The 25,639-nt window shown below is 60.3% G+C and carries 18 protein-coding genes, 1 tRNA gene and 1 pseudogene; 12 read left to right on the top strand and 8 right to left on the bottom strand.

All coding sequences use genetic code 11. The features are described from left to right. Positions 1-11: 11 nt before the first annotated feature. The gene (gene repC, locus E4K09_RS25155) at positions 12-1,157 is read right to left on the bottom strand and encodes a plasmid replication protein RepC (RefSeq protein ID WP_134500379.1); all 1,146 of its coding nucleotides are present in this window, start codon (positions 1,155-1,157) and stop codon (positions 12-14) included. Positions 1,158-2,144: 987 nt separating this feature from the next. Between repC and E4K09_RS25160 the strand changes: the two genes are divergently transcribed. Continuing rightward, a tRNA-Leu gene (locus E4K09_RS25160) sits at positions 2,145-2,230 on the top strand. 140 nt (positions 2,231-2,370) lie between these two features. Here E4K09_RS25160 and htpG read toward each other — a convergent pair. Beyond that, positions 2,371-4,269: a molecular chaperone HtpG gene (gene htpG, locus E4K09_RS25165; RefSeq protein ID WP_134500380.1), complete on the bottom strand. Its 1,899-nt coding sequence runs from the start codon at positions 4,267-4,269 to the stop codon at positions 2,371-2,373. Between the two features lie 115 nt (positions 4,270-4,384). Beyond that, complete coding sequence (locus E4K09_RS25170; protein ID WP_134500381.1) at positions 4,385-5,386, bottom strand: 3'-5' exonuclease; 1,002 nt, start codon at positions 5,384-5,386, stop codon at positions 4,385-4,387. 271 nt (positions 5,387-5,657) lie between these two features. Here E4K09_RS25170 and E4K09_RS25175 point away from each other — a divergent pair, with 271 nt between their 5' ends. Further along, a complete protein-coding gene (locus E4K09_RS25175; RefSeq protein WP_134500382.1) occupies positions 5,658-7,136 on the top strand; it encodes a protein adenylyltransferase SelO in 1,479 nt (492 codons plus the stop codon). A gap of 165 nt (positions 7,137-7,301) precedes the next feature. Here E4K09_RS25175 and E4K09_RS25180 read toward each other — a convergent pair. Next, a pseudogene (locus E4K09_RS25180) lies at positions 7,302-7,981 on the bottom strand (glutathione S-transferase family protein). Positions 7,982-8,221: 240 nt separating this feature from the next. Between E4K09_RS25180 and E4K09_RS25185 the strand changes: the two are divergent. Next, the gene (locus E4K09_RS25185) at positions 8,222-8,929 is read left to right on the top strand and encodes an IclR family transcriptional regulator (RefSeq protein WP_166802514.1); all 708 of its coding nucleotides are present in this window, start codon (positions 8,222-8,224) and stop codon (positions 8,927-8,929) included. Positions 8,930-8,978: 49 nt separating this feature from the next. Here the strand turns inward: E4K09_RS25185 and E4K09_RS25190 are convergent, their stop codons facing one another. Next, positions 8,979-9,935: an NAD(P)-dependent oxidoreductase gene (locus E4K09_RS25190; RefSeq protein ID WP_204985792.1), complete on the bottom strand. Its 957-nt coding sequence runs from the start codon at positions 9,933-9,935 to the stop codon at positions 8,979-8,981. 220 nt (positions 9,936-10,155) lie between these two features. On the opposite strand from E4K09_RS25190, the gene E4K09_RS25195 reads away from it, so the two are divergent. Genes E4K09_RS25195 through E4K09_RS25205 form a run of 3 tightly spaced genes read left to right on the top strand, consistent with a single transcriptional unit; the run spans position 10,156 to position 13,749 of the window. Further along, on the top strand, positions 10,156-11,562 hold the full coding sequence (locus tag E4K09_RS25195) for an aldehyde dehydrogenase (RefSeq protein ID WP_134500535.1): 1,407 nt from the start codon (positions 10,156-10,158) through the stop codon (positions 11,560-11,562). Beyond that, a complete protein-coding gene (locus E4K09_RS25200) occupies positions 11,559-12,491 on the top strand; it encodes an NAD(P)-dependent oxidoreductase (RefSeq protein WP_244610678.1) in 933 nt (310 codons plus the stop codon). The genes E4K09_RS25195 and E4K09_RS25200 overlap by 4 nt, the downstream gene beginning before the upstream one ends. A gap of 40 nt (positions 12,492-12,531) precedes the next feature. After that, on the top strand, positions 12,532-13,749 hold the full coding sequence (locus E4K09_RS25205) for a TetR/AcrR family transcriptional regulator (protein ID WP_134500384.1): 1,218 nt from the start codon (positions 12,532-12,534) through the stop codon (positions 13,747-13,749). 89 nt (positions 13,750-13,838) lie between these two features. Here E4K09_RS25205 and E4K09_RS25210 read toward each other — a convergent pair whose 3' ends face one another. Continuing rightward, positions 13,839-15,920, bottom strand: coding sequence for a 3-hydroxyacyl-CoA dehydrogenase NAD-binding domain-containing protein (locus E4K09_RS25210; RefSeq protein WP_134500385.1), 2,082 nt, complete (start codon positions 15,918-15,920; stop codon positions 13,839-13,841). Between the two features lie 28 nt (positions 15,921-15,948). After that, positions 15,949-17,151, bottom strand: coding sequence for an acetyl-CoA C-acyltransferase (locus tag E4K09_RS25215; protein ID WP_134500386.1), 1,203 nt, complete (start codon positions 17,149-17,151; stop codon positions 15,949-15,951). A gap of 183 nt (positions 17,152-17,334) precedes the next feature. Here E4K09_RS25215 and E4K09_RS25220 point away from each other — a divergent pair, with 183 nt between their 5' ends. Both E4K09_RS25220 and E4K09_RS25225 read left to right on the top strand, forming a co-directional pair. Then, a complete protein-coding gene (locus E4K09_RS25220) occupies positions 17,335-18,507 on the top strand; it encodes an acyl-CoA dehydrogenase family protein (protein WP_134500387.1) in 1,173 nt (390 codons plus the stop codon). Continuing rightward, positions 18,504-19,586, top strand: coding sequence for an acyl-CoA dehydrogenase family protein (locus E4K09_RS25225; protein ID WP_134500388.1), 1,083 nt, complete (start codon positions 18,504-18,506; stop codon positions 19,584-19,586). The genes E4K09_RS25220 and E4K09_RS25225 overlap by 4 nt, the downstream gene beginning before the upstream one ends. A 90-nt stretch (positions 19,587-19,676) precedes the next feature. Here E4K09_RS25225 and E4K09_RS25230 read toward each other — a convergent pair whose 3' ends face one another. Further along, positions 19,677-20,186: a 2,4'-dihydroxyacetophenone dioxygenase family protein gene (locus E4K09_RS25230; protein WP_134500389.1), complete on the bottom strand. Its 510-nt coding sequence runs from the start codon at positions 20,184-20,186 to the stop codon at positions 19,677-19,679. A 155-nt stretch (positions 20,187-20,341) separates the two neighbouring features. Here E4K09_RS25230 and E4K09_RS25235 point away from each other — a divergent pair, with 155 nt between their 5' ends. The 4 genes from E4K09_RS25235 (at position 20,342) to E4K09_RS25250 (ending at position 25,638) form a co-directional block, all read left to right on the top strand. Further along, positions 20,342-21,928 (top strand): long-chain-fatty-acid--CoA ligase, encoded by a 1,587-nt coding sequence (locus tag E4K09_RS25235; protein ID WP_166802515.1) that lies wholly within the window; start codon positions 20,342-20,344, stop codon positions 21,926-21,928. After that, a complete protein-coding gene (locus tag E4K09_RS25240; RefSeq protein ID WP_134500391.1) occupies positions 21,925-22,464 on the top strand; it encodes an acyl-CoA thioesterase in 540 nt (179 codons plus the stop codon). Before E4K09_RS25235 ends, E4K09_RS25240 begins: the two co-directional genes overlap by 4 nt. Then, positions 22,461-23,531 (top strand): glycerol dehydrogenase, encoded by a 1,071-nt coding sequence (locus E4K09_RS25245; RefSeq protein ID WP_134500392.1) that lies wholly within the window; start codon positions 22,461-22,463, stop codon positions 23,529-23,531. The genes E4K09_RS25240 and E4K09_RS25245 overlap by 4 nt, the downstream gene beginning before the upstream one ends. 736 nt (positions 23,532-24,267) lie before the next feature. Then, positions 24,268-25,638, top strand: a complete 1,371-nt coding sequence (locus tag E4K09_RS25250; RefSeq protein ID WP_166802516.1) for an ABC transporter substrate-binding protein — start codon at positions 24,268-24,270, stop codon at positions 25,636-25,638. Position 25,639 lies beyond the last annotated feature (1 nt).

Raw genomic sequence — 25,639 nt, forward strand, 5'->3', positions numbered from 1 at the left:
AACAATCACTCTCAAGCCATCTTACGCCTCCGTAGGGCAAGGAGAGCAGACTCAAGATCAAGCCGGCCTTCCTTGATCAGCCGAACGACAGATCGGAAGTACCCGCCAGGATTTCGGATGCTGTTTCTGCCGCTTGAGACATCCTCGTCATAGAGCTGTAGGACATAGATCACTGCAACCGCCGCATGAATGGCCCCGATGTCCTCGGCAGCCTCTTTCCAAGCGCTCGGATGTGCCCCTAGTGAGGCCCGCAGGAAGCGTCCCGCTGTGACGACATCCCCCACGTCTCGGATCAGATGAGGCCAAGCCGTAACGACGGGACAGGCTTCAACGATCAAGGCCGGAAGCAGCAACTGCGAAGGAAGTTTGTGCGGAGAGGCCGGTTCAGCGTGAGCACCACGCTTGTCACAAGTCTCCTCAGGAAGTTCATTCTCTGCTTCTATCTGTCGGCACGTGGTGCCGTCACAGCCTGCTTGATAGAATGTGTTCTCGGCGGCGTTTCTGAGTTCAGTCCATGCCTCGATGAGGCCGGATGGAAGATCCGCCCCAGAGCGTTTCGGCGTACGGACGCGTAGCAAGTTGAGGCGGCTTTCCAGGGCGGTGCAGTCAACCGTTGGGTACTGCTGCGCGAGCGCGGTTAAAGCCTCTTCGGTGGCGCGGCGACAGATCGTGACCTCATCGAAAGCGCGTTTCAGAAGTTCCCTACGTTGCTTCTCGGCAGCAAGGACAGCCGTCCACTCCCCGCGACGGGCAAAGAGTGGCGAAAGATCGAAACCGAAGGCATCGATGACAGCCCCTGCTGCGTTACGGACGGCATAGCGCTTTCCATTCGGTGAATCCTTCGGGACCACCAGTTGCAGATCAATCAGCTTACGAATGGCATTGCGGATGGCTCGTTCCGACAGCCCAGTCGTTGCCATCAGACGCTGATTGGAAGGCCAGACTAGGAGCCTCCCCACAACCTGCTCACCCCAGCACGCCACAAGCTGCCCCAGGACCAGACGCTGGGTCGCGCTTAGTTTCAGTGCCTTCTCGGCCTCTCGCGCAGCCGCCGAGAGTTCCTTCCTGGTCACAACGTGCTCAATACCGGGCACGAGTTTTCTCGCGGCCAAAGCAGCGTGTCTCAGCCGCCGGCCTCCAGACGATGCGAGTTGCATCGCTTCCCTCCAATGTGAGGGCAAAGCGGGAGCGTTCACCGAAGCCGATGCTATTGACACGCGGATTGTCGGGATGGCATAAGGAAGTCGCTCAAAACATTCCTGTCGCCGATCCCTCGGTGACTCCAAAGGCCCTCGAAGTTCCCGCTTCGTGGGCCTTTTGCTTTGCCTAGCCTTAGTTCACGTCTGTCTTCTCCGGTTCGATATGTGTTGCATGGGGATGGTTGATCGCAGCCAGATCAGGTCAGCTGAGCCCTCGCACGAGGTGCCGATCTCATCCTGAGAGCCAACAAGGCAAGCTCCCGGAGACCCATTGTCATGGACCTCGCGGAAGCACTGACGGTTCTGGCGACTCGGGCTAATAGACGCTGTGAACTCCACTTCCTTGCAACATCTGAGAGATGGACCGATTCGGTGTTACGTGTGGAGTCGCACTGTAAGAATCGGTTAATCTTGGTTATGATTTCCACTGAAAAGGCGAGTCGGAGCGAGTCAATCCGGTGGGCTCACCCAGTCGAGATGCAGTGTGAATGCGGGTGTCTGGTGGATGATAATCTGAGCTAGATTCTAGCTGCGACATAGGTCGCTAAACTTAGACTCTGCGCTGATCTCAAGTTGCCATAGAAACAAGTGTGCTGGACGAGCGATTACTGTCGATGCTCACTTGAAAATTATCGGCCCTACTTCGGGTAAGAGGGAGCTGTCCCCATCTTCCCGTTTATGGGCGCTGCCGATCATGGATATTAGGACGGTGGCCAGCGCGACTTTGAGGTTGGCCGTGCTTGAGCCTCCATTGAGGTCAGTAGGTCACGCTCAAATCCTTTGGTCTAGGTAGATCCTCGACCTTCCCATAGCTGGGCTCATGCCAACACCAGTTGACCACTACACAGAACTCTCACACATCGGGGGGTGGATCAGCTTGAGCTTTGAAGGAGATCGTTGATTAAAGGCGAGAAGCACCGTGAACGAAGCCTCGCCGAACAGGCATGCCCAGGTGGCGGAATTGGTAGACGCGCTGGTTTCAGGTACCAGTGGTGAAAGCCGTGGAGGTTCGAGTCCTCTCCAGGCAGCCACATTCGCTCGTAACCCTTCGGGAAGAACGGGTCAGGGCGGCGTTATTGGCACTGAGCTGCCGGGTCGTACACACAGGTGGCACTAGGCCCAGCGAGGCGCGGCGACTGCAAACCGCGCACTCGCGTATAATCGCTCCAGTCTACCCGTTGGGAACGCACCGCTGCATGACCCGTGCGAGCCGTTGCGAAAATGCTTTCGCATCGGTCGGCAGCTCACCATCCAGGATTTTTGCCTCGTCGAGCAGGAGATGGGCCGCGTCATCACGGAGCGTTTGTTCGGCATCTCCTAGATTTGCTAGGGCGACAATGAGGTCATGGTGCGGGTTGATCTCCAGCACGGGCTTGGCTGCGGATGTCAGCTGGCCCGCGCGGGCGAGAAGCCGCTCGAGTTGGCGGTCCATGCCGGTCTCGGATGCTACAAGGCAGACGGCACTCTCGGTCAGCCGCTCGGAGGCGCGCACATCGGAGACGGCCTCCCCGAGGGTCGCCTTCACGGATTGGATGAACTGCGTCACCGCTTCTGGTGCCGGTGCACCCGCGTTCTCCTTGGCCTCGGTCAGCGGGATCTGCGCCAGGTCTGCGGCGCCCTGGGTGACCGACTTGAACGGCTTGCCCTCGTAATCGACACCGGCCGTGACCCAGAAACTGTCGACCGCATCGGGTAGCAGCACCACCTCGATGCCGCGCGCCCGGAAGCCTTCGAGCTGCGGCGAGGCCTCGAGCCGGGCGAGATCCGTCCCGGTCACGTAGTAGATAGCGGTCTGGTTCTCCTTGAGGGCGCCGACATAATCCTTGAGCGAGCGCCAGCCGCCACCGGACGCAGTTGTTTTGAACCGGGCCAGGCCCAGCAATGTCGAGCGCCGCTCGAAATCCTCGTAGAGCCCTTCCTTCAGCACCGGACCGAAGGTCTCCCACACCTTGGTGTAAACCTCCGCATCGTTCTGCGCGAGCTTCTCAAGCTCGCTCAAGATCCGGCTGGTCACGCCCTTCTTGATCGCGGCGAGAAGCGGGCTCTCCTGGATCATCTCGCGCGAGACGTTGAGCGGCAGGTCGGCCGAGTCGACGAGCCCTCGTACGAAGCGCAGGTAACGCGGCAGGAGCTCGGCCTCGTCGGTGATGAAGACCCGCTTCACATAGAGCTTCATGCGCCCATGGCGGTCGGGATCGAACAGGTCGAACGGCGTGGAGCCCGGCACGAAGGCCAGCGCCGTGTATTCGTGGCGCCCCTCGGCCCGGAAATGCACCGTCAGGGCCGGCTCGTCGAACTGGCCGGCCACGCTGCGGTAGAAATCGGTGTAGTCCTCAGGTGTGATCTCGGAGCGCGGCTTCACCCAGAGGGCAGCGCCGTCGGCGATCTCCTGCGGCTCCGCTCCGGGCTTCCCGACGATCGCGATCGGCACCGGAACATGGCCCGACTGCTCCTTGACAATGCGCTCGAGCCGGTAACGCTCCGTGTAGGATGTTGCGTCCTCCATCAGGTGGAGGATGACCCGGGTGCCGCGGGCGGGGGCCTCATCCAATGCGATCGGCGCAACCGTATAGGAGCCCTTGCCGTCGGACGACCAGATCGCGGCCTCGTCGCTGCCAGCGCGGCGTGAGACGACGTCGACTCGTTCGGCCACCATGAAGGCCGAGTAGAAGCCGACGCCGAACTGCCCGATCAGCTGGGCTCCTTCGCCGCCCTGAGCGGCCTGGATCCTGTCCATAAAGGCCTTGGTGCCCGAGCGGGCGATGGTGCCGAGCGCCTCGATCATCTCGTCCCGGCTCATGCCGATGCCATTGTCCTCGACCGTCAGGCGGCGGTTGTCGGCATCAGTTATCAGCGTGATCCGGGCCTTGGAATCATCGCCGAGCAGGGCAGGGTGGGCAATCGCCTCGTAGCGCAGCTTCTCGCAGGCATCGGCCGCATTCGAAATCAGCTCGCGCAGGAAGACGTCCTTGTCGGAGTACACCGAGTGCACCATCAGGTGCAGCAGCTTGGCGACATCGGCTTCGAAGGTGTGGCTCTCAGGGGTGGGCATGGTGTCAGAAGTCGTCATGGCGTGAGATAAACCTTGTTGCTCCGGCGGGCGATGAGATGGCCGCGGATGGTCAAGTTTTCAAGCCTGAAAGACTTAGGCGAGGCCGACTGTGTAGAGATCTAGCAGGGGTCGCTTAGCGTGCCGACCGGAACCTCTCGAAGGCAGTAACCTTCTGGGTGTAAGGCTCGACCTCACGCCGGTACACCTCGCGCCGAAGAAACGTGAGCTCCGCCTCGCCGGCCTCCTCATCAACCTCCACCCACCACGATTTTGGGCGTCCGTTGGTCCCGTCATTCCAGCGATAGCCCCGCGCCTTCAGCACGTCCTTCATGTCGAACGGGCTGCTCTCGGCCCAGATGCGCATGAGCGACTTCCGGGCCGAGGCAAGCAGGTGCTTGAAAGGGAGACCAGCCCCCAACGGCAAGGGAGAGGCCAACACCTCAAGCAAGGCATGGCAGTCCTCGACTGCGCGGTGCCCTTGGTGGAACCAGCCACACTGCGTCAGGAGATAGCCCAGCTTCGATCCTTCAAAGCCGAACCCGCTCCAGGCGATCTCGGAATGGGAGCAGGCCCACGCCTTGACGTCGAAGCCCTTAGATAAGCGCTCACAGAAGGGGCGGTCAAAGCGAGCGTTGTGCGCGATGATCAACTCCGCCGGGGCGATGAACTTCTCCACGGCCTCAAGATCGAGCGCTTGGCCGGCGACCATGTCAGGCGTGATCCCGGTCAGGCGAGTGATCTCAGGACTAATAGGTACGCTCGGCTCACGCAGGGCATTGAACGTCCCGATCACATCACCGATTCGGCCTTCCTCATCATAGGTGAAGGCAATCATGCCGAGTTCGATGACCTCGTCCCTTGTATGATCGAGCCCGGTGGTCTCGGTGTCGAGGATGACGGCGATCTTCTCGCCCTGGTGAGGGGTGCGGGACACGACGATCGGGCGTGGTGTCAATCGACGCAGAACCCGATAGTCGCCTGTGGCCTCCAGCATCCGGGCGGCGGTCTCGTAGTTTGGAGCCTTAAAGATCTCACTGCGAGGCTTCGCTTTGATGACAATCTCGCCGACGGGACTCGTCTCGATCGGACCCGGCGGTGCGTCGTAATCTAAGAAAAGGTCAGCCTGGCCCCGCATTCCCATACCTTCCGCCCGCCAACAGGACAGGCCCACGCGTGGGGCCCGGCGGGGCAGACTAGAGGGGGCGGGTCGCTAGATCGTTAATGCACAAGGTATGCGGGAGGGAGTAAAACCGTGGAGTGGGTGGTCTGTCCCGATACATGCAGGCACATCAGTTATACAAGATTGCAGTGGGAGCACCCTGAACCCTATCCAGAATCATCGTCTGACTCTTGTTTTCTGAGGCTCCCAATACGATGTCACGTGGTCCCGATGGTGAGCCCGGACCATGACAGTTCATTTTCCCTTCGACAACACCTACGCGCGCCTGCCTGATCGATTCTATGCGCGCGTAGAACCGGAAGCCGTCACGGCTCCAAGGCTCATCCGGCTGAACCGGGATCTCGCCTTACACCTCGGCCTCGATCCTGATCGCCTCTCCACTCCTGAAGGCGTTGAGCTTTTGTCCGGCAACCGCGTTCCGGATGCGGCGGAGCCCATCGCCATGGCGTATGCGGGTCATCAGTTCGGGAACTTTGTGCCGCAGCTCGGTGACGGCCGCGCCATTCTCCTCGGTGAAGTGGTTGATCGAAACGGCATCCGCCGGGACATTCAGCTCAAGGGTTCAGGTCCGACGCCGTTCTCGCGCCGCGGCGATGGGCGGGCAGCGTTGGGGCCTGTCCTGCGTGAGTATCTCCTCAGCGAGGCAATGGCCGCGCTTGGGCTGCCGACGACGCGTGCGCTTGCGGCAGTGTTGACCGGCGAGACGGTGGCTCGCGAGACGCTCCTTCCCGGAGCAGTTCTCACGCGGGTTGCCTCGGGCCATATCCGGGTCGGCACATTTCAGTTCTTTGCAGCCCGGCAGGACTTGGAGGGGCTACGTCTCCTGGCGGACTATGTCATTGCCCGGCACTACCCACAGGCTGCCGAGAGCGACCAACCCTACCGCGCGTTCCTCGACCAGGTGATCGCCGCCCAGGCAGACCTCATTGCCCGCTGGCTGCACATCGGCTTCATCCACGGGGTCATGAACACCGACAACATGTCCATCGCTGGGGAGACGATTGACTACGGCCCGTGCGCCTTCATGGATTCCTACGATCCGGCGACAGTCTTCAGCTCGATCGACCGGCAGGGCCGCTATGCCTATGGCAACCAACCCCGCATCGGTCTCTGGAATTTGGCCCGGCTGGCCGAGGCGCTTCTGCCGCTCCTGTCCGAGGACCAGGAGAAAGCTGTCGCGGAAGCGAACGAGGCGCTCGAAGCTTTCGCGGGCAAGTTCGAGGCGGCCTATCACGCGGGGCTCAGGCGCAAGCTCGGGCTGCTGACAGCGCGCGAGGAGGACCCGACGCTTGCAGGTGATCTCCTGAAGGCCATGGCCGAGAACCAGGCTGACTTCACCCTGACCTTCCGGCGGCTGAGCGATGCTGCCGCTGGTCTTGAGGGAGACGAGGCCGTCCGAAACCTCTTCATCAATCCACTTGCTTATGATGCTTGGGCCACCCGCTGGCGCGAGCGGTTGAGCCTTGAACCGCAAGGTGGTGTCAGGCGCCAAGCTGCCATGCGCGCGGTTAATCCAGCCTTTATCCCGCGCAATCATCGCGTGGAGGCGATGATACAAGCTGCGGTGGAGCAGGGCGACTTTGCTCCGTTCGAGGAGCTTCTGATGGTCCTCTCGCGTCCCTATGAGGACCAGCCAGCCTTCGCCCACTATTCCGAACCACCGGAACCACATCAGCGCGTCTATCGGACATTCTGCGGGACGTAACGCCAGACGGGCGCCTCAGTCGTTTCGCACCTGGGTCGTTCACCAGATCTGGTGCCGCACCTCCAGCGTCCGACGAGGAACTCCCCTGGACATCGAAATTTCTCCGCGGCTTTTGCCTCCGCCCGGTGACCATTTTGCATGCTGGACGGAGGGATGCGTGAGAGTTCACTTGGCCGGGGCAGCCAAATGCCGGAACATATGTTGGCGTGCTTCGTCGTCCATCTCAGTTTTGAAGCTGTGCTTCTCCTTCAGCGCGGAAGCGGCCTGAGCGGCCGGGCGAGCGCTGATTTCATCGAAGAAACGCTTGAGGTTCGGGAAGTCCCCCCACGCGTTCTCGCCTAGGATGAACGGCACCATACGCGTCCATCCCCACAGGGCCATGTCAACGATGGTGTAAGTCTCTCCACCATGTAGCGCTGCTTGGATAGACGCGCATCAATGATGCCGTAATGCCGTTTCGCTTCGTACAGATAACGATTGACGGCATAGTCCTTGGGTTCAGGAGCAAAGTGCTTGAAATGCACGGCTTGGCCTGAGAATGGGCCGACGCCCGTTGCAATGAACATCAGCCACGAGAGAAGCTCACCCCGCGCAACCGGTGTGCTGTCGGGCAGGAACTGTCCGGTCCTCTCCGCAAGATAGAGCAGGATCGCGTTCGAGTCGAAGACCTTTGCGCCGGTGTCCTGATCGATGATCACAGGCACCTTGCCATTCGGATTGATGGCCAGAAAGTCCGGCTGGTGCTGCTCGCCTCTACGGGTATCCACGGGCTTGAGCTCATACGGTACAACCACACGGCAGAGCCGATTCTTTCCACCGGGAACGGTGACAGGCGTCACCGAGATAAAGGGCGACTTTCATTCCTCCTCTATCCCTCTCCGTGATCACTCGCCCATCAACCTCACGGCGCCCATATGACAAACTCCGCGATTCACAACTGCATATGCCGATCAGGGCCAAGAATGAGCTTTGCGGAGCGCGTTCACCATAATACAATGCCATTCTAATTTTAGAAGGGATAGCAAGTATTGAAACGCGCGCCTAAGGCACAGGATACGACGGACACAGCGCTAAAGGTTGCAAGCTTGGAGCGTGCGCTGACGGTGCTTAAAGTCTTTGAAACTAAGGATGAGCCCGTCACATTAAGCCACATAGCTATCGAAACCGGCCTCTACAAAAGCACGATCCTGCGCTTGTTGCTGTCGTTCGAAGGCTTCGGATACATCCGTCGCACAGAAGAAGGTCTCTACACGTTGGGTCCCGGCGTGTTTCGGTTGGGCGTGAAGTATAGGAAACAATTCCGGCTCGACACGGCTCTCAACGCCGTACTGCAAGGTCTTGTCGATCAGGGCACTGAAAGCGCCTCATTCCATATCAGGGAAGGCCATAATCGTGTCTGCATTGCACGGATCGACAGCAACCACCCAACCCTCGACAGGGTGAGCGTGGGTGACGTGCGTCCCCTTACGCTGGGAGCGGCGAGCAAAGTGATCCGCGCATTTAGCGACAATCTCTCAGATCCAGAATTCGAAGATGTTCGTCAAAGCCGGATCGCATTTTCCTATGGTGAGATCGACCCTTCCTGCTGGGCGATCGCTTCGCCAGTTTTTACGATCAGCGGCCGAGTCCTGGGGGCAATTTCCCTGTCCGGACCAAAGGAGCGCTTTACCCAAGAAGCCATCCTTAGGATGCGGACCTTGCTGCTCGACGCAGCGAAAGAGTTGTCGGACATGGCCATCGCCGACAACCTCGTTTCGCCTGCTGGGCAATATAGGGTGCTTGTCCGCACCTGAGATGCGAAGCTGCCTGCAGCTGGCCCCGGGTTTTCCCGGTGAGCCCGCCTCAGGTCGACTTGTCCGTCTGGCAACGTAGCGGCTGCAGATTGTTCGCCTTGGCCCAAAAGTCGGTGAGCGATGAGGTGTCGCTGTCGCCATAACCGGCCGATGCAGCCAAGCGGAATATATCGCGTGCCGTATTGCCCATCGGCAGAGCGACGCGGCTGCTTGCCGCCGCGTCGCAAGCGAGCGTCAGGTCTTTGAGACCTAGTGTCAAAGCAAAGCCGGGGGTGAGATCGCCGGCGAGAACCTTGGCTCGCCATTTGTCGCGCAGTTGGCCATTGCTGGCCGTGGTCCCCAAAAGCACCTCCAGCGTGCGATCGAGTTCAAGTCCGAGGGCGGTCGCGAGTGTCAGGGCTTCGGAGTTGATCTGGCAATAACTTAATACCATGAAGTTGTTGACGAGCTTGGTGCGCGTGCCATGCCCAGCTGGTCCGCAATGAAGAATGGTTGTGCCCATCGCGGCAAGCAAGGGGCTGATACGCTCAAGAACTTGGGTCTCGGCCCCGACCATGAACAGCGACTCACCACGGTCAGCATGTGCGGCCAACCGCCCGACTGGCGCATCCCCAAAGTACAGACCGTACAAACCGGCCTGCTCCGCCAGCAGATCAACCGTATCGACATCGACAGTGGACAAATCGATGATGATGGTACCGGGCCGGGCAGCTGCGAAAATTCCATCCGACCCCAAGGCGACGCTGCGGACTTCGCGTGGGCCCGGCAGCATCAGAAAGATGACGTCGGAATTTGCGGCGAGGCTGCCTAGGCTCTCAGCCTTGCTGACATTGCCACCGTGCACCATGGCCGCTCGTTCTGCAACGGCATCCAACACCGTCATTCGTACGCCACTTGCCGCCAGATTTCGTGCAAGAGCGAGTCCCATTCGCCCAAGACCGACAAATCCGACGTTCATGGCCGCTTGCGATGCCGGCAGGCCGTCGGCGAACCCAGGTGCTGTCATTGGAAATCTCCGGCTGACTAATTTGGACGATTGACATTCAAACTTTCCGACTTGTAATTAGAACGTCGTTCTGAAAAGTGCAATCAATAAGAGGCGCCTCGTCAAACAAACTCCCAGCAAGCAGCCTCCGCTGCATGCGTTCGATCGGGTTGCGTTTCGCCGTCCAGGCGGCCGAAGGAGGGTTAAGTTGATTTTAGAGTTTCCCGCGGCAGCCCGCTGGATGCGTGGCAGTGGTCCCGTGCTTGAGACGATCAATCCGGCAAACGGTGAGGTTCATGCCGCGATCGGAACGCCGTCTTCTGCCGAAGTGGAGGCGATTTGCTCCGACGTGTCTCACTCGTCGGCATTGCGCTCCTGGCAGAGCATGCTGCCCCATCAGCGTGCCGCCGTGTTGCATCGCATCGCCGACGGTCTGGTCGCGGGCGCTGAGCCCATGGCCCGGGCGCAGATGCTGGAAAACGGCAAGACGTTGAAGGAGTGTCGCGCTCAGGCTGCGAGTGCGGCCGGTGTCTTTCGGTACTACGCCGGTGTTTGCGAAACGATGGAATCCACCATGCCGCCGCCGCGCGGTAACTGGCTGGGCCTGACCACTCATGAGCCTTACGGGCTGATTGCGGCGATAACGCCTTGGAACTCGCCGCTGACAATGGAGTCTCAGAAGGTTGCGCCTGCCCTGGCAGCAGGAAACGCCGTTGTGCTCAAACCGTCTGAAGTGACGACGCTGCCGGCGCTTGAACTTGCTCGGATTTGCGAAGAGGCGGGGTTGCCGAAAGGGTTGCTGTCAGTGCTGCCCGGCTACGGAACGGAGGTGGGACCTGCGCTGATCGGCCATCCTGACGTGAGGATGGTGACTTTCACCGGTGGAACCGAAACCGGCCGCCGCATCGGCGAGCAATGCGCCCGGCGCCTGATCCCGGTGGCGCTCGAACTCGGCGGGAAATCTCCTCACATCTTGTTCGAGGATGCCGATATTCCCACAGCGTGCGAAGGGATTATCGACGGCATCTTCGAAGGCCTTGGCCAGTCTTGCATCGCGGGATCGCGCCTCTTCGTTCATCGCAGCCGAATGGAGGAGGTGCTGGAGCGCTTGACTGAAATGACCGAAAAGCTGCGCGTGGGCCTTCCGACCGACCCGAATGTGGACTTCGGATCGCTATCGTCGCATCAGCATCGTGCCAGGGTCGAGCAATATGTTACGCTGGCACGCGAGGAAGGTGCGACTGTCCTTGTCGGCGGATCACGCCCGACCGATCCGGCGCTCGCCGCAGGCGCTTTCTATCTGCCAACCATTCTGACGGGCTTGTCGAACCGCTCCAGGGTCTGTCAGGAGGAGATCTTCGGACCGGTTCTGTGCGTACTGCCGTTCGACGACGAAGCGGACCTGATCGATCAGGCCAACGGAACAGCTTTCGGATTGGCTTGCGGTATCTGGACCGCCGACTATCGGCGCGGTCTCAAAGTGGCGCGGGCAATCGCAGCAGGAACGGTCTGGATCAACACCTACAAGAAGCTGAGCATCGCCGCACCGTTCGGTGGCTACAAGGACAGCGGTCTCGGTCGTGAGAAAGGCCTGGCTGGCATGCGACTCTATCAGCAGACCAAGAGCATCCTCCTGGCAACCGAATGACAGCGGGCATTCCAATGACACAAACTTCTACCGTCGCTAATCCCGATACCGGAGCCATTACTGGCTGCATCGGCTTCATCGGGCTGGGGGTCATGGGGAGCGGAATGTGCCGCAACCTGATCAGGCGTGCGCCTCGTGCGAGTTTCTTCGTTCACGATCCGCGCCCCGAGGCAGCGGCCCCATTCGTTGGCCTCGGTGCGCAAGTTGCGGCTATCGCCGAGATAGCCGCTCAGTGCGACGTCATCTTGATGTCCCTGCCGAACGGGGAGGCCGTTGAGCAGGTGCTATCGCAAATGCTGCCGAATCTGAGAGCGGGCTCGGTGGTCATTGATACCTCGACCAGCCCTGTAGCGCAGACGCGCAGTTTCGCCGAGCAGGTGAAGCAACGCGGCGCGGCTTGGCTCGACGCGCCCATTGCTCGCACGCGGGAGGCGGCTGAAACCGGCACCCTCAGCATCATGGTTGGCGGTGCGGACGAGGACCTGACGCGCGTGCGGCCGATCCTGGAATGCATGGGCACCGATGTATCGCATTGTGGAAGCGTCGGCGCCGGTCAGGTGGTCAAGATCCTCAACAATATGGTCCTGTTCCAGACGGTCAACGCCTTGTCCGAGGCCTTGGCGATCGCGCGTGAAGCCGGTGTTCCCGGTGAGGTTCTCTTCGACGTGCTGTCAAAGGGGTCCGCGGACAGTTTCGCACTGCGCAATCATGGAATGAAGGCCCTTCTGACAGGGAACTTCCCACTGCGTGCATTCTCAACCAGCTATGCGCGCAAGGACAATAGCTATGCGCTCCAACTCGCCTCGGATTTCGGCGTCAAGGCCGAGGGGGCCCAGCTTCTGGATCGCATCTTCGACCGTGCCGAGGCGGCTGGGCTGAAAGACAAGTATTTCCCGGTCATGCACCAGCTGCACCAAGCTCAAGACTGACTTCCTTCCCGAGCCATGCGACATCTGATAATATCGCGCAATGAACATCGCGATTACGAGAAAGTCAGAGCGCCGTCGGGCCGAGATCATCGACGCTGCGATCCGACACTTTAACCGATCGGGTTTGAACGGCGCGACCTTGGGCGGTATCGCCGCCAGCGTCGGCATGGTGACGAATGGCGTCGCCTATTACTATCGGCGCAAGGAGGATCTGGCCGCGGCCTGCATGATCCAGTCGCTCGCAGAACTGGTCGATATCATCGGCCAAGCTGTGGCCGTCGACGATCCGGCTCTGCGGCTCGAGCGGCTGCTTGCCGCATGGTTTGCCAGGCTTGCTGATGGCGTGACCGGGAAAGCCACCCCGGTGATGGTGTTCAATGACATTCGCGCGCTAACACCGCCGCAAAGCAACGAGGTCTTTCCCGAATACTACCGCCTTTTCCGTGTTCTGCGCGGCATATTCAACGGCACCTCGATAGGTGGCGATCCCGTGGCGCGCAATGCGCGTACGCATCTGCTGCTGTCGATTCTCCACGCAGCGCAAGAGTGGTTCGTCGCGCAATGCGAGGCGCGCGACCACGCCAGAGTGGCGGCGCGGCTGGCGCTCATTCTGAAAAGCGGCCTGGGAGGAGTGGCGCCCCAAATCATGCTGTCTTTGCCGGACCCCGACCCGGACGCCGATCCGATGCGGGTTGCCTATCTGCGTGCCGCAACGCGTCTGATCAACCAGCATGGCTATCGCGGCACGTCCGTCGAGAGGATTGCAGGAGAGCTTAATCTCACCAAAGGTTCATTCTATCACCATATCGATGCCAAGGACGACCTTGTGACCGCCTGTTTCGAGCGGACATTCGCCGTTCTGCGCCAAGCGCAGGATCTGGGATTCGAGTCTTCCGGAAACGGTGCGGAAAGGCTAGCGACCACGGTCGGAGCTTTGCTGGGATGGCAATTGTCGGAGGCTGGGCCGATGCTGCGGATTTCGGCATATAACAGTCTCCCGGAGAGCATCCGCCCGACGATCCGTCATGCGGGTGATCGACTTGTGGAGCGTTTCGCCTGGCAAATCAGCGATGCGCAGGCCGATGGTTCGATGCCTGTTCGCGATGCGATCATCGGCGCGCGCGTTCTCCACAGCATGCTGAATGCAGTTATCGAATTGGAGTGGTGGGTTTCCGAAAGAGGGCAGGCCAGAGCGCTTCCGCATTATACTCTGGCGCTGTTCAGCGGCTTGTTTGCTCCGCTGGCCGGTGAGGACTAGAGCTGTTTTCACTGGCGTGAAAACAGCTCACTTCTGTGGTTCGCCCCCATCTGGAGGGGCGAACCGGATCCGCTTCGCCGAAAAGTGCTCTAGGCTGGCAACCATCCACCACGTGCCGCACATTTGCGAAGGTATTGCGCGGGGGCGAACCGTTCGCCATGCACGTTCTCCAGCGCTTCCAGCCGTGTGACGATCTTGGCCAATCCATTTTGTTCAGCCCAGAACATCGGTCCGCCCGTTACCAGCGGCCAGCCATAGCCATTGATCCAGACCAGATCGATATCCGAAGCCCTGGCGGCGATGCCCTCGGCCAGGATGCGAGCCCCTTCGTTGATCATCGGCAGGATCAACCGATCCGCGATCTCCTGATCCTCCACTACACGCGGCACATGACCGTTCCGGGTCCCAAAATCGCGGATCATGTCCTCCACAAGCGGTGACACCACCGGCTTGCGGTCGGCGCCGTAGTCGAAGAAGCCGGCACCGGTTTTCTGGCCTCTCCTGCCGGCTTCGCACAACAGATCGCGAATGGTCTCTCCACGCGAGGTCTCGGCCGACCACCCAAGGTCCAGTCCCGCAAGATCGTGCATCGCGAAAGGTCCCATCGGAAAGCCGAATGCGACGGCGACACGGTCGACATCCTGCGGTCGCGCGCCCTCCAGTATCAGGCGCATCGCCTCGTCCTGACGTTGTTCCAGCATGCGGTTGCCGATGAAGCCATGGCAGACGCCTGAAAGAACGGCCACCTTTCCCATGCGCCGCGCCAGGGAGAACGCGGTCGCCAGCACCTCGGGAGCCGTCGCTGCACCTTGAACCACCTCGACCAGCCGCATGATGTTCGCCGGCGAGAAGAAATGCATGCCCAGCACCTGCCGAGGGCGGGCGGTCGCGGCTGCGATCTGATTGATGTCGAGATAGGAGGTGTTGCTGGCGATGATGGCCGCAGGTGGCAGAATTCGGTCGAGTTCCCTGAAAAGGGTAGTTTTAACCGCCATATCCTCGAACACTGCTTCGATGACGAGATCGCTGTCGACCTGCCCGGAAAGGTCGTCACAAGGGGTTATGCGGGCAATGCGCGCCTCGGCTTCTTCCATGGTGAAGCGCCCTCTTGAAGCCGACCCCCGCAGGGCTTTCGCCATCGTCTCCAACGCCTTGGCCGCGGCACCGGGAACCGCGTCGGATATGGTGACCGTAAGACCGGCGCTGGCCAAGGCCATGGCAATGCCTCGGCCCATCGTGCCTGCTCCGATGACGCCGACCCGCTCGACGGGGAGCGGCTCTGCCCCTTTCAGCGCTTCGGGCCGCTGTGCATGCCGCTCGGCAAAGAAGACATGGCGCAACGCTGCCGATTGCGGGCCGCTGACCAACTCTTCGAACAGCCGACGCTCAACTGCCAGACCCTCTTCAAACGGGAGGTCGAGAGCAGCCTCGACACACCGGATGATGCGTTCAGGAGCATCCTGTCCACGGAACTTCCGAGCGTTGGCAGCGCGAAATGCTTCGATGACGCTGCGATTCGCTCGCACGGAAGCAAGACGTTCATCTCTATCACGCGTGCGGGTCAGCGGAGCGTTCTCTGGTCGGTTCTCGCGTGCAAACTGCAGACCCAGCATGCGGGGTGTCGCGTCGCCGACCAGGTCAAGCAGCCCGTCGGCCTGCGCCATTGCCGCCGGCACATGATTGCCACTGGTCATCATCTCCAGCGCCTTTTCAACGCCAACCAGCCGGGGCAGCCGTTGCGTGCCTCCGGCGCCGGGCAGGATGCCCAGCTTCACTTCCGGGAGGCCGACACGTGCGTCTTGCGTCGCAACCCGGTAGTGGCAGGCCATTGCCAGTTCCAATCCGCCGCCGAGCGCTGTGCCGTGAATGGCAGCAATGATCGGAAAAGGGGCGCTTTCGACGGCTTCCAGCATTGTGGGAAAGCCCGGCTCCTGCACCGGCTGGCCGAGTTCCGTAATGTCGGCGCCGGCAAAGAAGGTACGCCCTGCACAGGTGAGCACGACCGCACGGGGCCGATCCGCAGACGACAGCAGATGTTCAAGAGCTTGACAAATGCCGCTTCGCACCCGGTGCGACAGCGCGTTCACAGGCGGCGCGTCAATGGTGATGATCGCAACCTCACCATCGCGGTCGAGAGTTGTGACGTTGTTTATGACGAGGGAGGTGGTCATTGTGGCTGTCCATTCCATGGGATCTGAATCAGAAGATCTCAAACAAGCCAGCCGCGCCCATGCCGCCGCCGATGCACATGCTGACGATGCCGTAGCGGGCGCCTCGACGCTTGCCTTCGATCAGGATATGACCGGCCATTCGGGCGCCCGACATGCCGTAGGGGTGGCCGATGGCGATCGCCCCGCCATTGACGTTCAAAAGATCCGCAGGAATTCCGAGACGGTCGCGGCAATAGACAGCCTGAGAAGCAAAGGCCTCGTTGATCTCCCACAGACCGATATCAGACGCCGTCAGGCCGTGGCGCTGCAGAAGTTTCGGAATGGCGAAAACCGGTCCGATGCCCATTTCGTCGGGGTCGCATCCCGCGACTGCGATGCCGCGGAAAGCTCCAAGAGGCTGCAAGCCACGCCGGCTGGCCTCGGCTGCCTCCATCAGTACGCAGGCCGATGCGCCGTCTGAAAGCTGAGAGGCATTGCCCGCCGTGACGAAACGTCCTTCCGGCACAACCTGGCCACCCTTGAACACGGGTCGCAGGCGGGCGAGATCCTCGAATGTGGTTCCGGGACGGTTTCCCTCGTCACGGGTCAGCGTGACCTCGTGATGCGTGACGGCGCCGCTCGCCTTGTCTGTGACTTCCATGATCGCCGTCAGGGGCACGATTTCAGCGTCGAAGCGGCCAGCAGCCTGCGCGGCTGCAGTGCGCTGCTGGGAGGCTAGCGCAAATTCGTCCTGAGCATCGCGAGAGACGCCATAGCGCTCTGCCACGATTTCAGCGGTTTCGATCATCGAGATGTAGAGGGACGGGATTTTCTCCTCGAGCCGAGGATCTCGCGCTTTGTAGCTGTTGGCGTGAGCGTTCTGCACAAGAGAAATCGATTCAACGCCTCCTGCCACGGCAATGCTGTGGCCCTCCAGTACGATGCCCGAGGCTGCGGCTGCAATGGCGGCTAGGCCCGACGAACATTGTCGGTCAAGGCTCATGGCCGCGACGCTGGTAGGCAATCCGCCGGAAAGTGCCGCTTGGCGCGCAATGTTGAAGCTGGTCGCGCCCTGCTGCCACGCCGCTCCCATGATGACGTCTTCAATCTCCGCGGCTTCTACTCCGGCGCGCGACACGGCTGCCGCGATTGCGTGTCCGCCCAACGTCTGCGGCTGGGTCGCATTGAAGGCACCCTTATAAGCGCGCCCGATCGCGGTGCGGGCAGTTGAAACGATAACGGCTTCACGCATGGCGTTCTCCTTCAAAGATGGTCCGGGCCTCACCGCCACGGCCGGCCGAGCTAGGACAAGGCTTGCCATGGAGAAAAAGTTTTTGCAATATCGGTATGCTGATTTAGATGGACAGAGCCAGCGTTTTTATGATTTGAGGTAGGAATACTGCATAATCGGAATTCTACAGACTCGAGGATCTGCGTGTACGACCCATTCCTTGCAGAAGAAGCCGCTTTTCGCGATGAAGTGCTGGACTACGTTCGCACTCGCCTTCCAGAACACATTCGGCGCAAGCAGCGCGATCATCAGGATCTGACCCGCGAAGAGTTGACCGAGTGGACGCTGATCCTGAACGAGCGGGGCTGGGGCGCACCGCATTGGCCTGTCGAATGGGGCGGCACGGGATGGAGTCCGCTTCGCCGCCAGGTCTTTCTGGACACCCTGCAGGCAGAGCATGCGCCAGACACGCTGTCCTTTGGCACCAGCATGGTTGGGCCGGTGATCTGCGCTTTCGGCTCAGAGGAACAGAAGCGGCGGTTTTTGCCGCGCATCCTCACGCTTGAAGATTGGTGGTGCCAGGGTTTCTCGGAGCCCGACGCGGGTTCGGATCTCGCAAGCCTTCGTACCAGCGCCGTCAGGCGGGGAGACCGCTACATCGTCAATGGTCAGAAGACCTGGACCACATTGGGGCAGTACGCCGACTGGATATTCTGTCTAGTGAGGACCGATACGAACGCCAAGCCGCAGGCGGGAATATCCTTCTTGCTGATCGACATGCGCAGTGCCGGGATCTCGCTCCGCCCCATCCGCACGATCGACGGAGGATACGAGGTCAACGACGTCTTCTTCGACGAAGTGGAGGTGCCGGTCGAAAACCTGGTTGGTGAGGAGAACAAGGGCTGGAACTACGCCAAGTTTCTTCTCGGCAATGAGCGTACCGGAATTGCCCGCGTGGGATTATCGCGAGCGCTGCTGCGGCGGGTGCGCGAGTGGGTGAGTTCGGCCCGCGACAGCGCGGCTTTAAACCGTATACGCGATCGAATGTTGCGGCTCGAGGTGGAGTTGCGCGCACTGGAAGTCACTCAAATGCGAATCTTGGCTGGAGCGCCTGAGCTTGGGGGAAGTGCCGCCAGTATTCTGAAATTGCGAGGCTCCGAACTGCAGCAGAACATTTCACGACTAATGCTTGATATCGCGGGCTCTGCTGCGATCGGGGCGACATCGCCGGTCTCGCCTGATTGGTCCGCGACAATCGCGGACACTTTCCTGAATTGGCGCAAGGTGTCGATCTATGGTGGCTCGAATGAGGTGCAACGCAGCCTCATTGCTCGGCAGGTTCTGGGCGGCCAATTGGGTAGGGGGATGGGCAGATGACACTAATCGATACTGAAGAACAGATTCTGCTGCGCGACATGTTGCGCCGCTATTTCACCGATCGTCGCGAAGCCGCCGACCATGCTCGCAATTCCGATGCAGTTCCGGCGCGGGAGGACTGGACGGCTTTGGCAGAACTCGGCCTGCCCGGCCTTCTTCTGGACGAGGATTGGGGTGGCTCAGGCTGCGGGCCCGCGGAATTGGCGATTGCCGCTGCGGAAATGGGCCGCGCACTTTTGCCGCTGCCATATGCGGAATGCGCCGTGATGGCTGCGGGACTGGTGCAGGCCTCGGCGCCATCCGATATCCGAGACAGGGTTCTTGTCGAGATTGCGAGCGGCGCGGCGCTGGCGGCTTTTGTCGATGGTCGGGGCGGCAAGCTCATCTTGAGCGAAAGTCACATGCTGTCGGGACATGTCCACGAGGTTGCTGGCGGCATGCTTGCGGACCGTTTTGTCGTGGCTGTCTGCGATCAGGCTGGACAGGAGATGCTTTGGTTGGTCGATGCCGGCTCGCCAGGCGTCAAGCGCTCCGGATTGCCGCGTGTTGCTGCAGGAGCTGGCCTCAACTTCGAGGACGTCGGCGCCCGGCTTCTGGATCAAGGTGAGGCAGTCCGCTTCGCTCTTGAGAAGGCCGAAGATCTCACCGCACTTTGCCGTCTTGCTGATACCGTTGGCACGATGGATGAGATGTTGCTGCTGACTGTCGAGCACTTGAACACGAGGCAACAGTTCGGTCGGGCGCTCGCCACTTTTCAGGTGTTGCAGCATCGTGTGGCGGAGATGTTCACCGAGTTGGAAATGGCACGCAGCATGTTACTCGATCTCGTGGCGCATTCGCTGCCGGGTGCCGACCCGGTGCGGCGTCGGCACGCGGTGGCAGCGGCCAAATTGCGGATCGCGTCAGCACTCGACCTGATTGGGCCGGGAGCGATCCAGCTGCATGGGGGCATGGGCATGGCTTGGGAGCACCGGGTTGGTCATCTCGTCCGCCGCGCGACCGCGACCGGTTTGCGGCTCGGCGGAGAAAGCGAGGGGCTTGATCATCTGGCCGCAGCGCCCGCCTTTTTGACAGCATGAGCCGACGGAAATGCAAATGCCCGCGGTCAAGACCGCGGGCATTTGGTGGGTTGCGATCTGTTGGAAGATGCCGCGCACGCGGCATCCTGCTCAGCGGATGAACTGATTGACGAAATCTGTGCCCAATCCGACCTTCTCATAATGCCGACGGCACATTTCAATACGATCGAAGACGTCGGTATAATTCACGAGGTTTCCCTGTGGATCGAAATACAGCATCGAGCCTGTCACCATGAACCAGGTGATCATCTCCTCGACATCTTCATCAACGACAAGCGTATGCGTTTCGCCCGGCGGTTCGAAAACATAGCTGCCCTCGGTCGCGATCCAGTCATGCTCGAGATAGCGCCACTTGCCCTTGATGACGTAGCCGTGAACTGGGCCGGGATGACGATGACAGCTGACGACACCGGCGGCACGCACGCGCAGCAGACTGGTCCAGTAACCTCCCACGGTGTTCAGAAGTAGCGGTCGAAACCACACATTCGGTTCCATCGGAACCCAGACGCGTTCGTCGTCGGGTTCGGCTTTGAGCACGACCTCAGGAATGATGCCTGCTGGCTGGCGCTCTGGTGGAACAGGAGGGGGGAATTTGGTCATTCTGGTCGTCTCCCTAAACCGATGATGCAGTGGCTCGATTCTGTCGTAGATATCGGCTCGACAAATTTAGAACGGCGTTCTACTATCATCGAAGCTGTGCTTGTGCGTCAAGCGAATTCTCCGGAAAGACGAGGAATGAGATGGATTGTCACTCTATGATGGACGTTCCGCTGCTGCTGTCATCCATCCTGGACTATGCGGCGGATTGGCATGGGGACACGGAGATCGTGGCACGTCGGATCGACGGATCGATTATCCGCAGCAATTATGGACGCACACGGCAGCGTGTTTCGGCTTTTGGTTCTGCCTTAGAAGACCTCGGTGTCGCTCACGGCGAACGCGTTGCAAGCCTGTGCTGGAATACGCTGGAGCACTTTGAGCTGTTTTACTCGGTGCCGAGCATCGGCGCTGTTCTGCATACGGTCAATCCGCGGCTTTCGGACGATCACATCATTTATATCTTGAACCATGGTGGGGCGCGTACTCTCGTGTTCGACCCGGAATGCGCACCGATCGTGATGCGTGTCCTGCCGCGCCTCGCCTCCATCCAAAATCTCATTTTCATAGACGAAGACGGGCCAGTTCCCGACTTTGGCCGCCAAGTGCTGTCCTACGAAAGTCTGATTGCTGCGCATCCAACCGTCGGAGCCTCCCGTGAGTTTGATGAGCGCTCGGGCGCGGTTCTGTGCTACACGTCGGGAACCACGGGAAATCCCAAGGGCGTGCTCTACACTCATCGCTCGCTCGTTCTCATTGCTGTCACCAGCATCGCGAAGGATTTCTTCGCGCGTTATGGCAACGGCCAACTGGACACGTACATGCCCATTGCCGGTGTGTTTCACGCCACCGGCTGGAGCTTTCCGCACACGGCCCCGATCTCCGGAAGTCGGCTGGTGCTTCCGGGGCGTGCCTTTGATGCTGCATCGCTTTGCGAACTGATCGAAACCGAACGGGTCAACATCATCGGCGCTGTTCCAACGGTGCTGCAGACCATGCGTGAGCATCTGGAGAAGAAAAACCAAGTTCTGGATTCGCTGACCACAATTCTGTGCAGTGGAGCCCCGGTGCCTGCACCTTTAATCCGGTACTTCGAAGAGGTTCAAGGGGCCGACCTGATCCAGACCTGGGGCATGACGGAATCTCTGTGCTCGAGCCGCGGTACATTGCGTCCCGGTGCCTCGCTGTTGCCCGCGGAGCAGCGCGTTCTTTCCGGTCGCGCCTCCTGGGGCACGCGAATTCGGATCGCCGATGACAATGACGTCGTGCTGCCCAATGACGGCACGACCATTGGTCATCTCCAGGTGCGTGGACCCTGGAGCGCGAACGGCTATTTCAATGAACCGGCAAGCCCGCTCACCGATGATGGCTGGCTCAGGACCGGCGACATGGCCACGATCGATGCTACGGGCGGCATTCGTATTCGCGATCGTTCCAAGGACGTCATCAAATCTGGTGGCGAGTGGATTTCCTCGGTCGAGATAGAGGCTCAGGTCATCAGATTGCCCGGTGTGCGCCATGCGGCAGTCATCGCCATCCCACACCCACGATGGCAGGAGCGGCCGCTGCTGATCCTGCAGCCTGAAACCGGCGCAACAGTCGACAAAGAGGCTGTTATGGCCCACCTTTCCGAGCGAGTCGCCAAGTGGTGGTTGCCTGACCGGATCGAGGAGGTCGCGGAAATGCCGCTATCGTCCACAGGCAAGATTCTGAAATCAGAACTTCGCAAGCAGTTTCCCGCATGACGCAGATCAAGAGACCCTTGCCGCCGGAGGCCGGTGTGCCGGTACTCGAAACCGTTGTTGCGCCTGAATGGCTGGATCATAATGGACATATGAATGTCGCCGGCTACCTCGTGGCCTTCGACCGTGCCTGCTGCAAATTCTGCGCCAGTGCCGGCATCGGTCCCGACAGGATAGCTTCCAGCGGCCATACTATTTTTATCGGTCAGGCGAATCTGGTCTACCGCCGCGAGGTGCATGATGACGATTATCTCGTGATTGCAGCGCGTGTGCGCGGGATGTCGTCGGATCGGTTCATTTTGCATATGGCATTGTACAAGCTTGCATCGGACGGGAGTTTCGAGCTGGCGGCGGCATGCGAAGAGCTGGCTGTATGCATCGCCATGAAAACCCGCCGTCCCGCACCTTTCCCGCCTGCGGTTGGGGCTTGGTTCGCACAAGCTTGTGAGGCAGACGCCAGCCTGCCTGCTCCCCGCATCACACTAGGGCCGGTCAATGTGGCCGCTCGCAGCCGCGGGAACGGAGAAACAAGGACATGACCATGCGCATTATCGGATTTCCATCGCTATACGTGCAGGGGCCGGGGGCGTTGCGCGAACTGCCGCGCTGCCTTGACGCTGTAGCCGGTCGCGGAACACCGGCGGCAATCGTCGACCCATTCGTTGCGCCGCTTTTCCGCGATCTCTCCGACGTCGAAGGCATGAAGGTGATAGAATTCGCCGGCGAATGCACGATGGGTGAAATCTCTCGCTTGGTCGCAACGCTGCGAGACGATTCCATCGGTGTCATTCTGGGGGCGGGCGGTGGCAAGGCATTGGATACGGCCAAGATGGTGGCGCATGAGTTGGGTTTGCCGATAATCATCGCTCCGACCGTCGCTTCAAGTGACGCGCCGACGAGTCGGATTGCTGCCATCTACGACGATCATCATCGAATCATTTCGGTGCCGCGATTGCGGCGCAATCCCGATGCGGTGATCGTCGATACGGACATCATCAGGAAGGCCCCGGCCCGGTTCTTCGCGGCCGGCATCGGCGATGCGATAACCAAGAAGTATGAGGTTGCCGAATCCGTCCGCGCCGGGAACCTCAATTTCTTCGACGGTGCGCCTGTCGGGCTTGCTCTGTTGCTTGCCGAGGAGTGTGGTGCGGTTCTCTACCGAGATGCAGAGGCGGCACTGACTGCGGTGCGCGAGGGGCGTGAAGATCCCGCGATTGAACGTGTCGTCGAGGCGACCGTGCTTTATTCCGGCCTGGCTTTCGAGGGCGGCGGTCTGTCGGTGGCACATGGCATGCTGCGCGGTCTGACGGCTCGCCCGGAAACCCTGACGGTTCTACACGGTGAACTGGTCGCCTACGGCGTTCTGGTTCAGGAGGTGCTGGCCGGCTCTCCTCCCGATGAGATTAAGAGACTGCGAGACTTTCTGACCAGGCTCGGGCTGCCCGTAAGCTTGACGCAGATCGGGTTGGGCAGAGTGGGGCGTGAGGCCATAGATCGCATAGCGGCCATGACATTCGAGGCGAACTATATCGCGAGCCAGACGGCTGCGAGGGGCATCACTCCGAGCAGCCTTGCTCAGGCCATCGTTGATACCGAAGCTCTCTGAGGGCGTGCTGCACGAAGAGTCCAGGAGAGCGGCCTTGATGTGCCCCTGACGTCTGCAGCAACAGGGGCGGCATTCTGCAATTGGTTGGTCGTGGATCCTATCGACGATGGCCTGAACTCGACGTTCCTTTCGAATGAATCCCGTACAGTGCGGGCCACCTGTATTCGGTGATCTCCCGTCCTCCGACGAACAGATCCCTTGAGTTCACGAGTGTCCAACTTCCCGAAAGCCCTCTCCTGAGGAGGAAAAGCGCTGGCACGACGAGAAAGCACTCGCCAGGGCGTATTCAGCCCCCGTTTCCTCCTGAGAAAACGAGAATTTTGCATGCCTGGTATGACGCGCTTGCCCTTCATTTTGGGGATTTGAAGGACTTTGCGCTACGGTTGATGTAAGATTTGCTTGACGGGTTTAGCATGACCCCTGCATATTGGAACGGCGTTCTAATAATTTTAAGGTGGCGTCAGTCCATCGGGCCATGGCAATGGCACCAGTCGGAGCGTCGCGAAAAGCGAAGAGGTGTAGGTGCGATGAGGGGCGCCGCCGGTCCCGGTGCGTGTACCGAAGCTAGAGGAGGGTTATCAAGCCGGCACAAACCGAATCCGAAGGCGCCGTCCAGCCGCGTGGCCGGACGCGATCACCGGTAAGAACACTGCTACAAACTAAGAGCTTATCAATCGTCAGGTGCCGTTGCCTTGTGGAAGTTGGCAGTCGGAATGCACCGGACAAGGGAGGAAAAATGGAACAGCTAAAAACGGCCATGGGCCTTCTATCACGACGGAAGACGATGCTTCTCGGCGCCGCTGCCTTGGCGATGCAGGGGCTTGCTGGGTCCCATGTGGCAGCCCAGGAAAGCGGTGGTGGACTCGGAACCGCAGATTCGCCGGTCCAGCTTCGCATCATCGCGGATGCTGCTTACGGCAATGCGTGGCAGCAAGTCATGGTACCGAAATTCAATGAGAAATATCCGCATATCAAGGTGACCATCGATCCAGTTCCGTACACGGAACTGCTGGCGAAGGCCATGCTGGATGCGACCGCGTCCACGCCAACCTATGACATCTTGGTTCTGGACGACCCGTGGACACCTCAGGTGGCGCAGACCGGGGCGCTGGTGGATCTGCGGAAGGAAACCGCGCAGTGGACTAATGAGGGATATGATTGGGACGACTTCAACGCAGCGCCGCTCGCTGCGACGCAGTGGAAGGGTGTCCAGTATGGCGTCCCGATGCGCTCCAACATGCTGCTCATGTTTGTGAACAAGACGCTCTACAAGAAGGCCGGCCTGCCTGTTCCGACGCCGGATCTGACATGGAAGGAATACCTCGAGCAGGCGCCGAAACTGGTGCAGGACACCAACGGCGATGGCGTGGTCGATGCCTGGGCGATCGGGACCTATTTCAAGCGCGATCCACTGACCCCTACGATCTGGCAATCGATCCTGAACTCCGAAGGGGGACGCTTGCTCGACAACGCCGGCAAGCCTGCATTCAATGACGAGATTGGCGTCAAAGCGCTGGAAACGCATGTCGAGCTGTTGAAATACGCGCCTCCGGGGGCGATTAGCCATGGCTACAGCGAGGCTCTGGCTGCGTTCCGCCAGGGGCAGGTTGCAACCAGCTTCATGTGGGGCAGTGTCTATCGCAACAGTGCCGTTGATCCTAAAACGACCACCCTCACTCCCGAACAGGTTGGCTTGCAGGTTCTTCCCGTGGGCGCAAAAATGGGAGGCAGCAACCGCGGCATCGCGAGCGGCACCATTCATGCCAAGAGCAAGAAGAAGGAAGCCGCATGGGCGTTTCTGCAGTGGTTCAGCTCCAAGGAAGGTGAACTGTACCACGTGAACAACCTTGGCGGCTTCCCGGCTCGGAAATCGACGCTGGCGACGAAGCCGAATGCGGACAACGAATGGATGACCCCGGTGTTCGCAGCATTGCAGCAGGGCTTCGATGTCATCGAGGCTGGCGAGATGTGGCGTGTCCGTCACCCCAAGTCGGATGCGGTCCAGCAAGCCCTGGCTGACGCCGTGGCATCGGCCATCTCCGGTCAGGCCAGCGCAAAAGCTGCCTTGGACGACGCGGCACGGCGTGCCGAGCGTGCACTACGATAAG

The sequence above is a fragment of the Microvirga pakistanensis genome, from assembly GCF_004458765.1.
Classification (GTDB): Bacteria; Pseudomonadota; Alphaproteobacteria; order Rhizobiales; family Beijerinckiaceae; genus Microvirga; species Microvirga pakistanensis.

Bases quoted from the DNA above. Each gene is read 5' to 3' on its own strand.
- repC (WP_134500379.1), bottom strand. From the start codon at position 1,157: ATGCAACTCGCATCGTCTGGAGGCCGGCGGCTGAGACACGCTGCTTTG.
- E4K09_RS25230 (WP_134500389.1), bottom strand. From the start codon at position 20,186: ATGACCAAATTCCCCCCTCCTGTTCCACCAGAGCGCCAGCCAGCAGGC.
- E4K09_RS25205 (WP_134500384.1), top strand. From the start codon at position 12,532: ATGAACATCGCGATTACGAGAAAGTCAGAGCGCCGTCGGGCCGAGATC.
- E4K09_RS25195 (WP_134500535.1), top strand. From the start codon at position 10,156: ATGCGTGGCAGTGGTCCCGTGCTTGAGACGATCAATCCGGCAAACGGT.
- E4K09_RS25170 (WP_134500381.1), bottom strand. From the start codon at position 5,386: ATGCGGGGCCAGGCTGACCTTTTCTTAGATTACGACGCACCGCCGGGT.
- E4K09_RS25240 (WP_134500391.1), top strand. From the start codon at position 21,925: ATGACGCAGATCAAGAGACCCTTGCCGCCGGAGGCCGGTGTGCCGGTA.
- E4K09_RS25200 (WP_244610678.1), top strand. From the start codon at position 11,559: ATGACAGCGGGCATTCCAATGACACAAACTTCTACCGTCGCTAATCCC.
- htpG (WP_134500380.1), bottom strand. From the start codon at position 4,269: ATGACGACTTCTGACACCATGCCCACCCCTGAGAGCCACACCTTCGAA.
- E4K09_RS25210 (WP_134500385.1), bottom strand. From the start codon at position 15,920: ATGACCACCTCCCTCGTCATAAACAACGTCACAACTCTCGACCGCGAT.
- E4K09_RS25175 (WP_134500382.1), top strand. From the start codon at position 5,658: ATGACAGTTCATTTTCCCTTCGACAACACCTACGCGCGCCTGCCTGAT.
- E4K09_RS25225 (WP_134500388.1), top strand. From the start codon at position 18,504: ATGACACTAATCGATACTGAAGAACAGATTCTGCTGCGCGACATGTTG.
- E4K09_RS25215 (WP_134500386.1), bottom strand. From the start codon at position 17,151: ATGCGTGAAGCCGTTATCGTTTCAACTGCCCGCACCGCGATCGGGCGC.
- E4K09_RS25245 (WP_134500392.1), top strand. From the start codon at position 22,461: ATGACCATGCGCATTATCGGATTTCCATCGCTATACGTGCAGGGGCCG.
- E4K09_RS25235 (WP_166802515.1), top strand. From the start codon at position 20,342: ATGATGGACGTTCCGCTGCTGCTGTCATCCATCCTGGACTATGCGGCG.
- E4K09_RS25190 (WP_204985792.1), bottom strand. From the start codon at position 9,935: ATGACAGCACCTGGGTTCGCCGACGGCCTGCCGGCATCGCAAGCGGCC.
- E4K09_RS25250 (WP_166802516.1), top strand. From the start codon at position 24,268: ATGGAACAGCTAAAAACGGCCATGGGCCTTCTATCACGACGGAAGACG.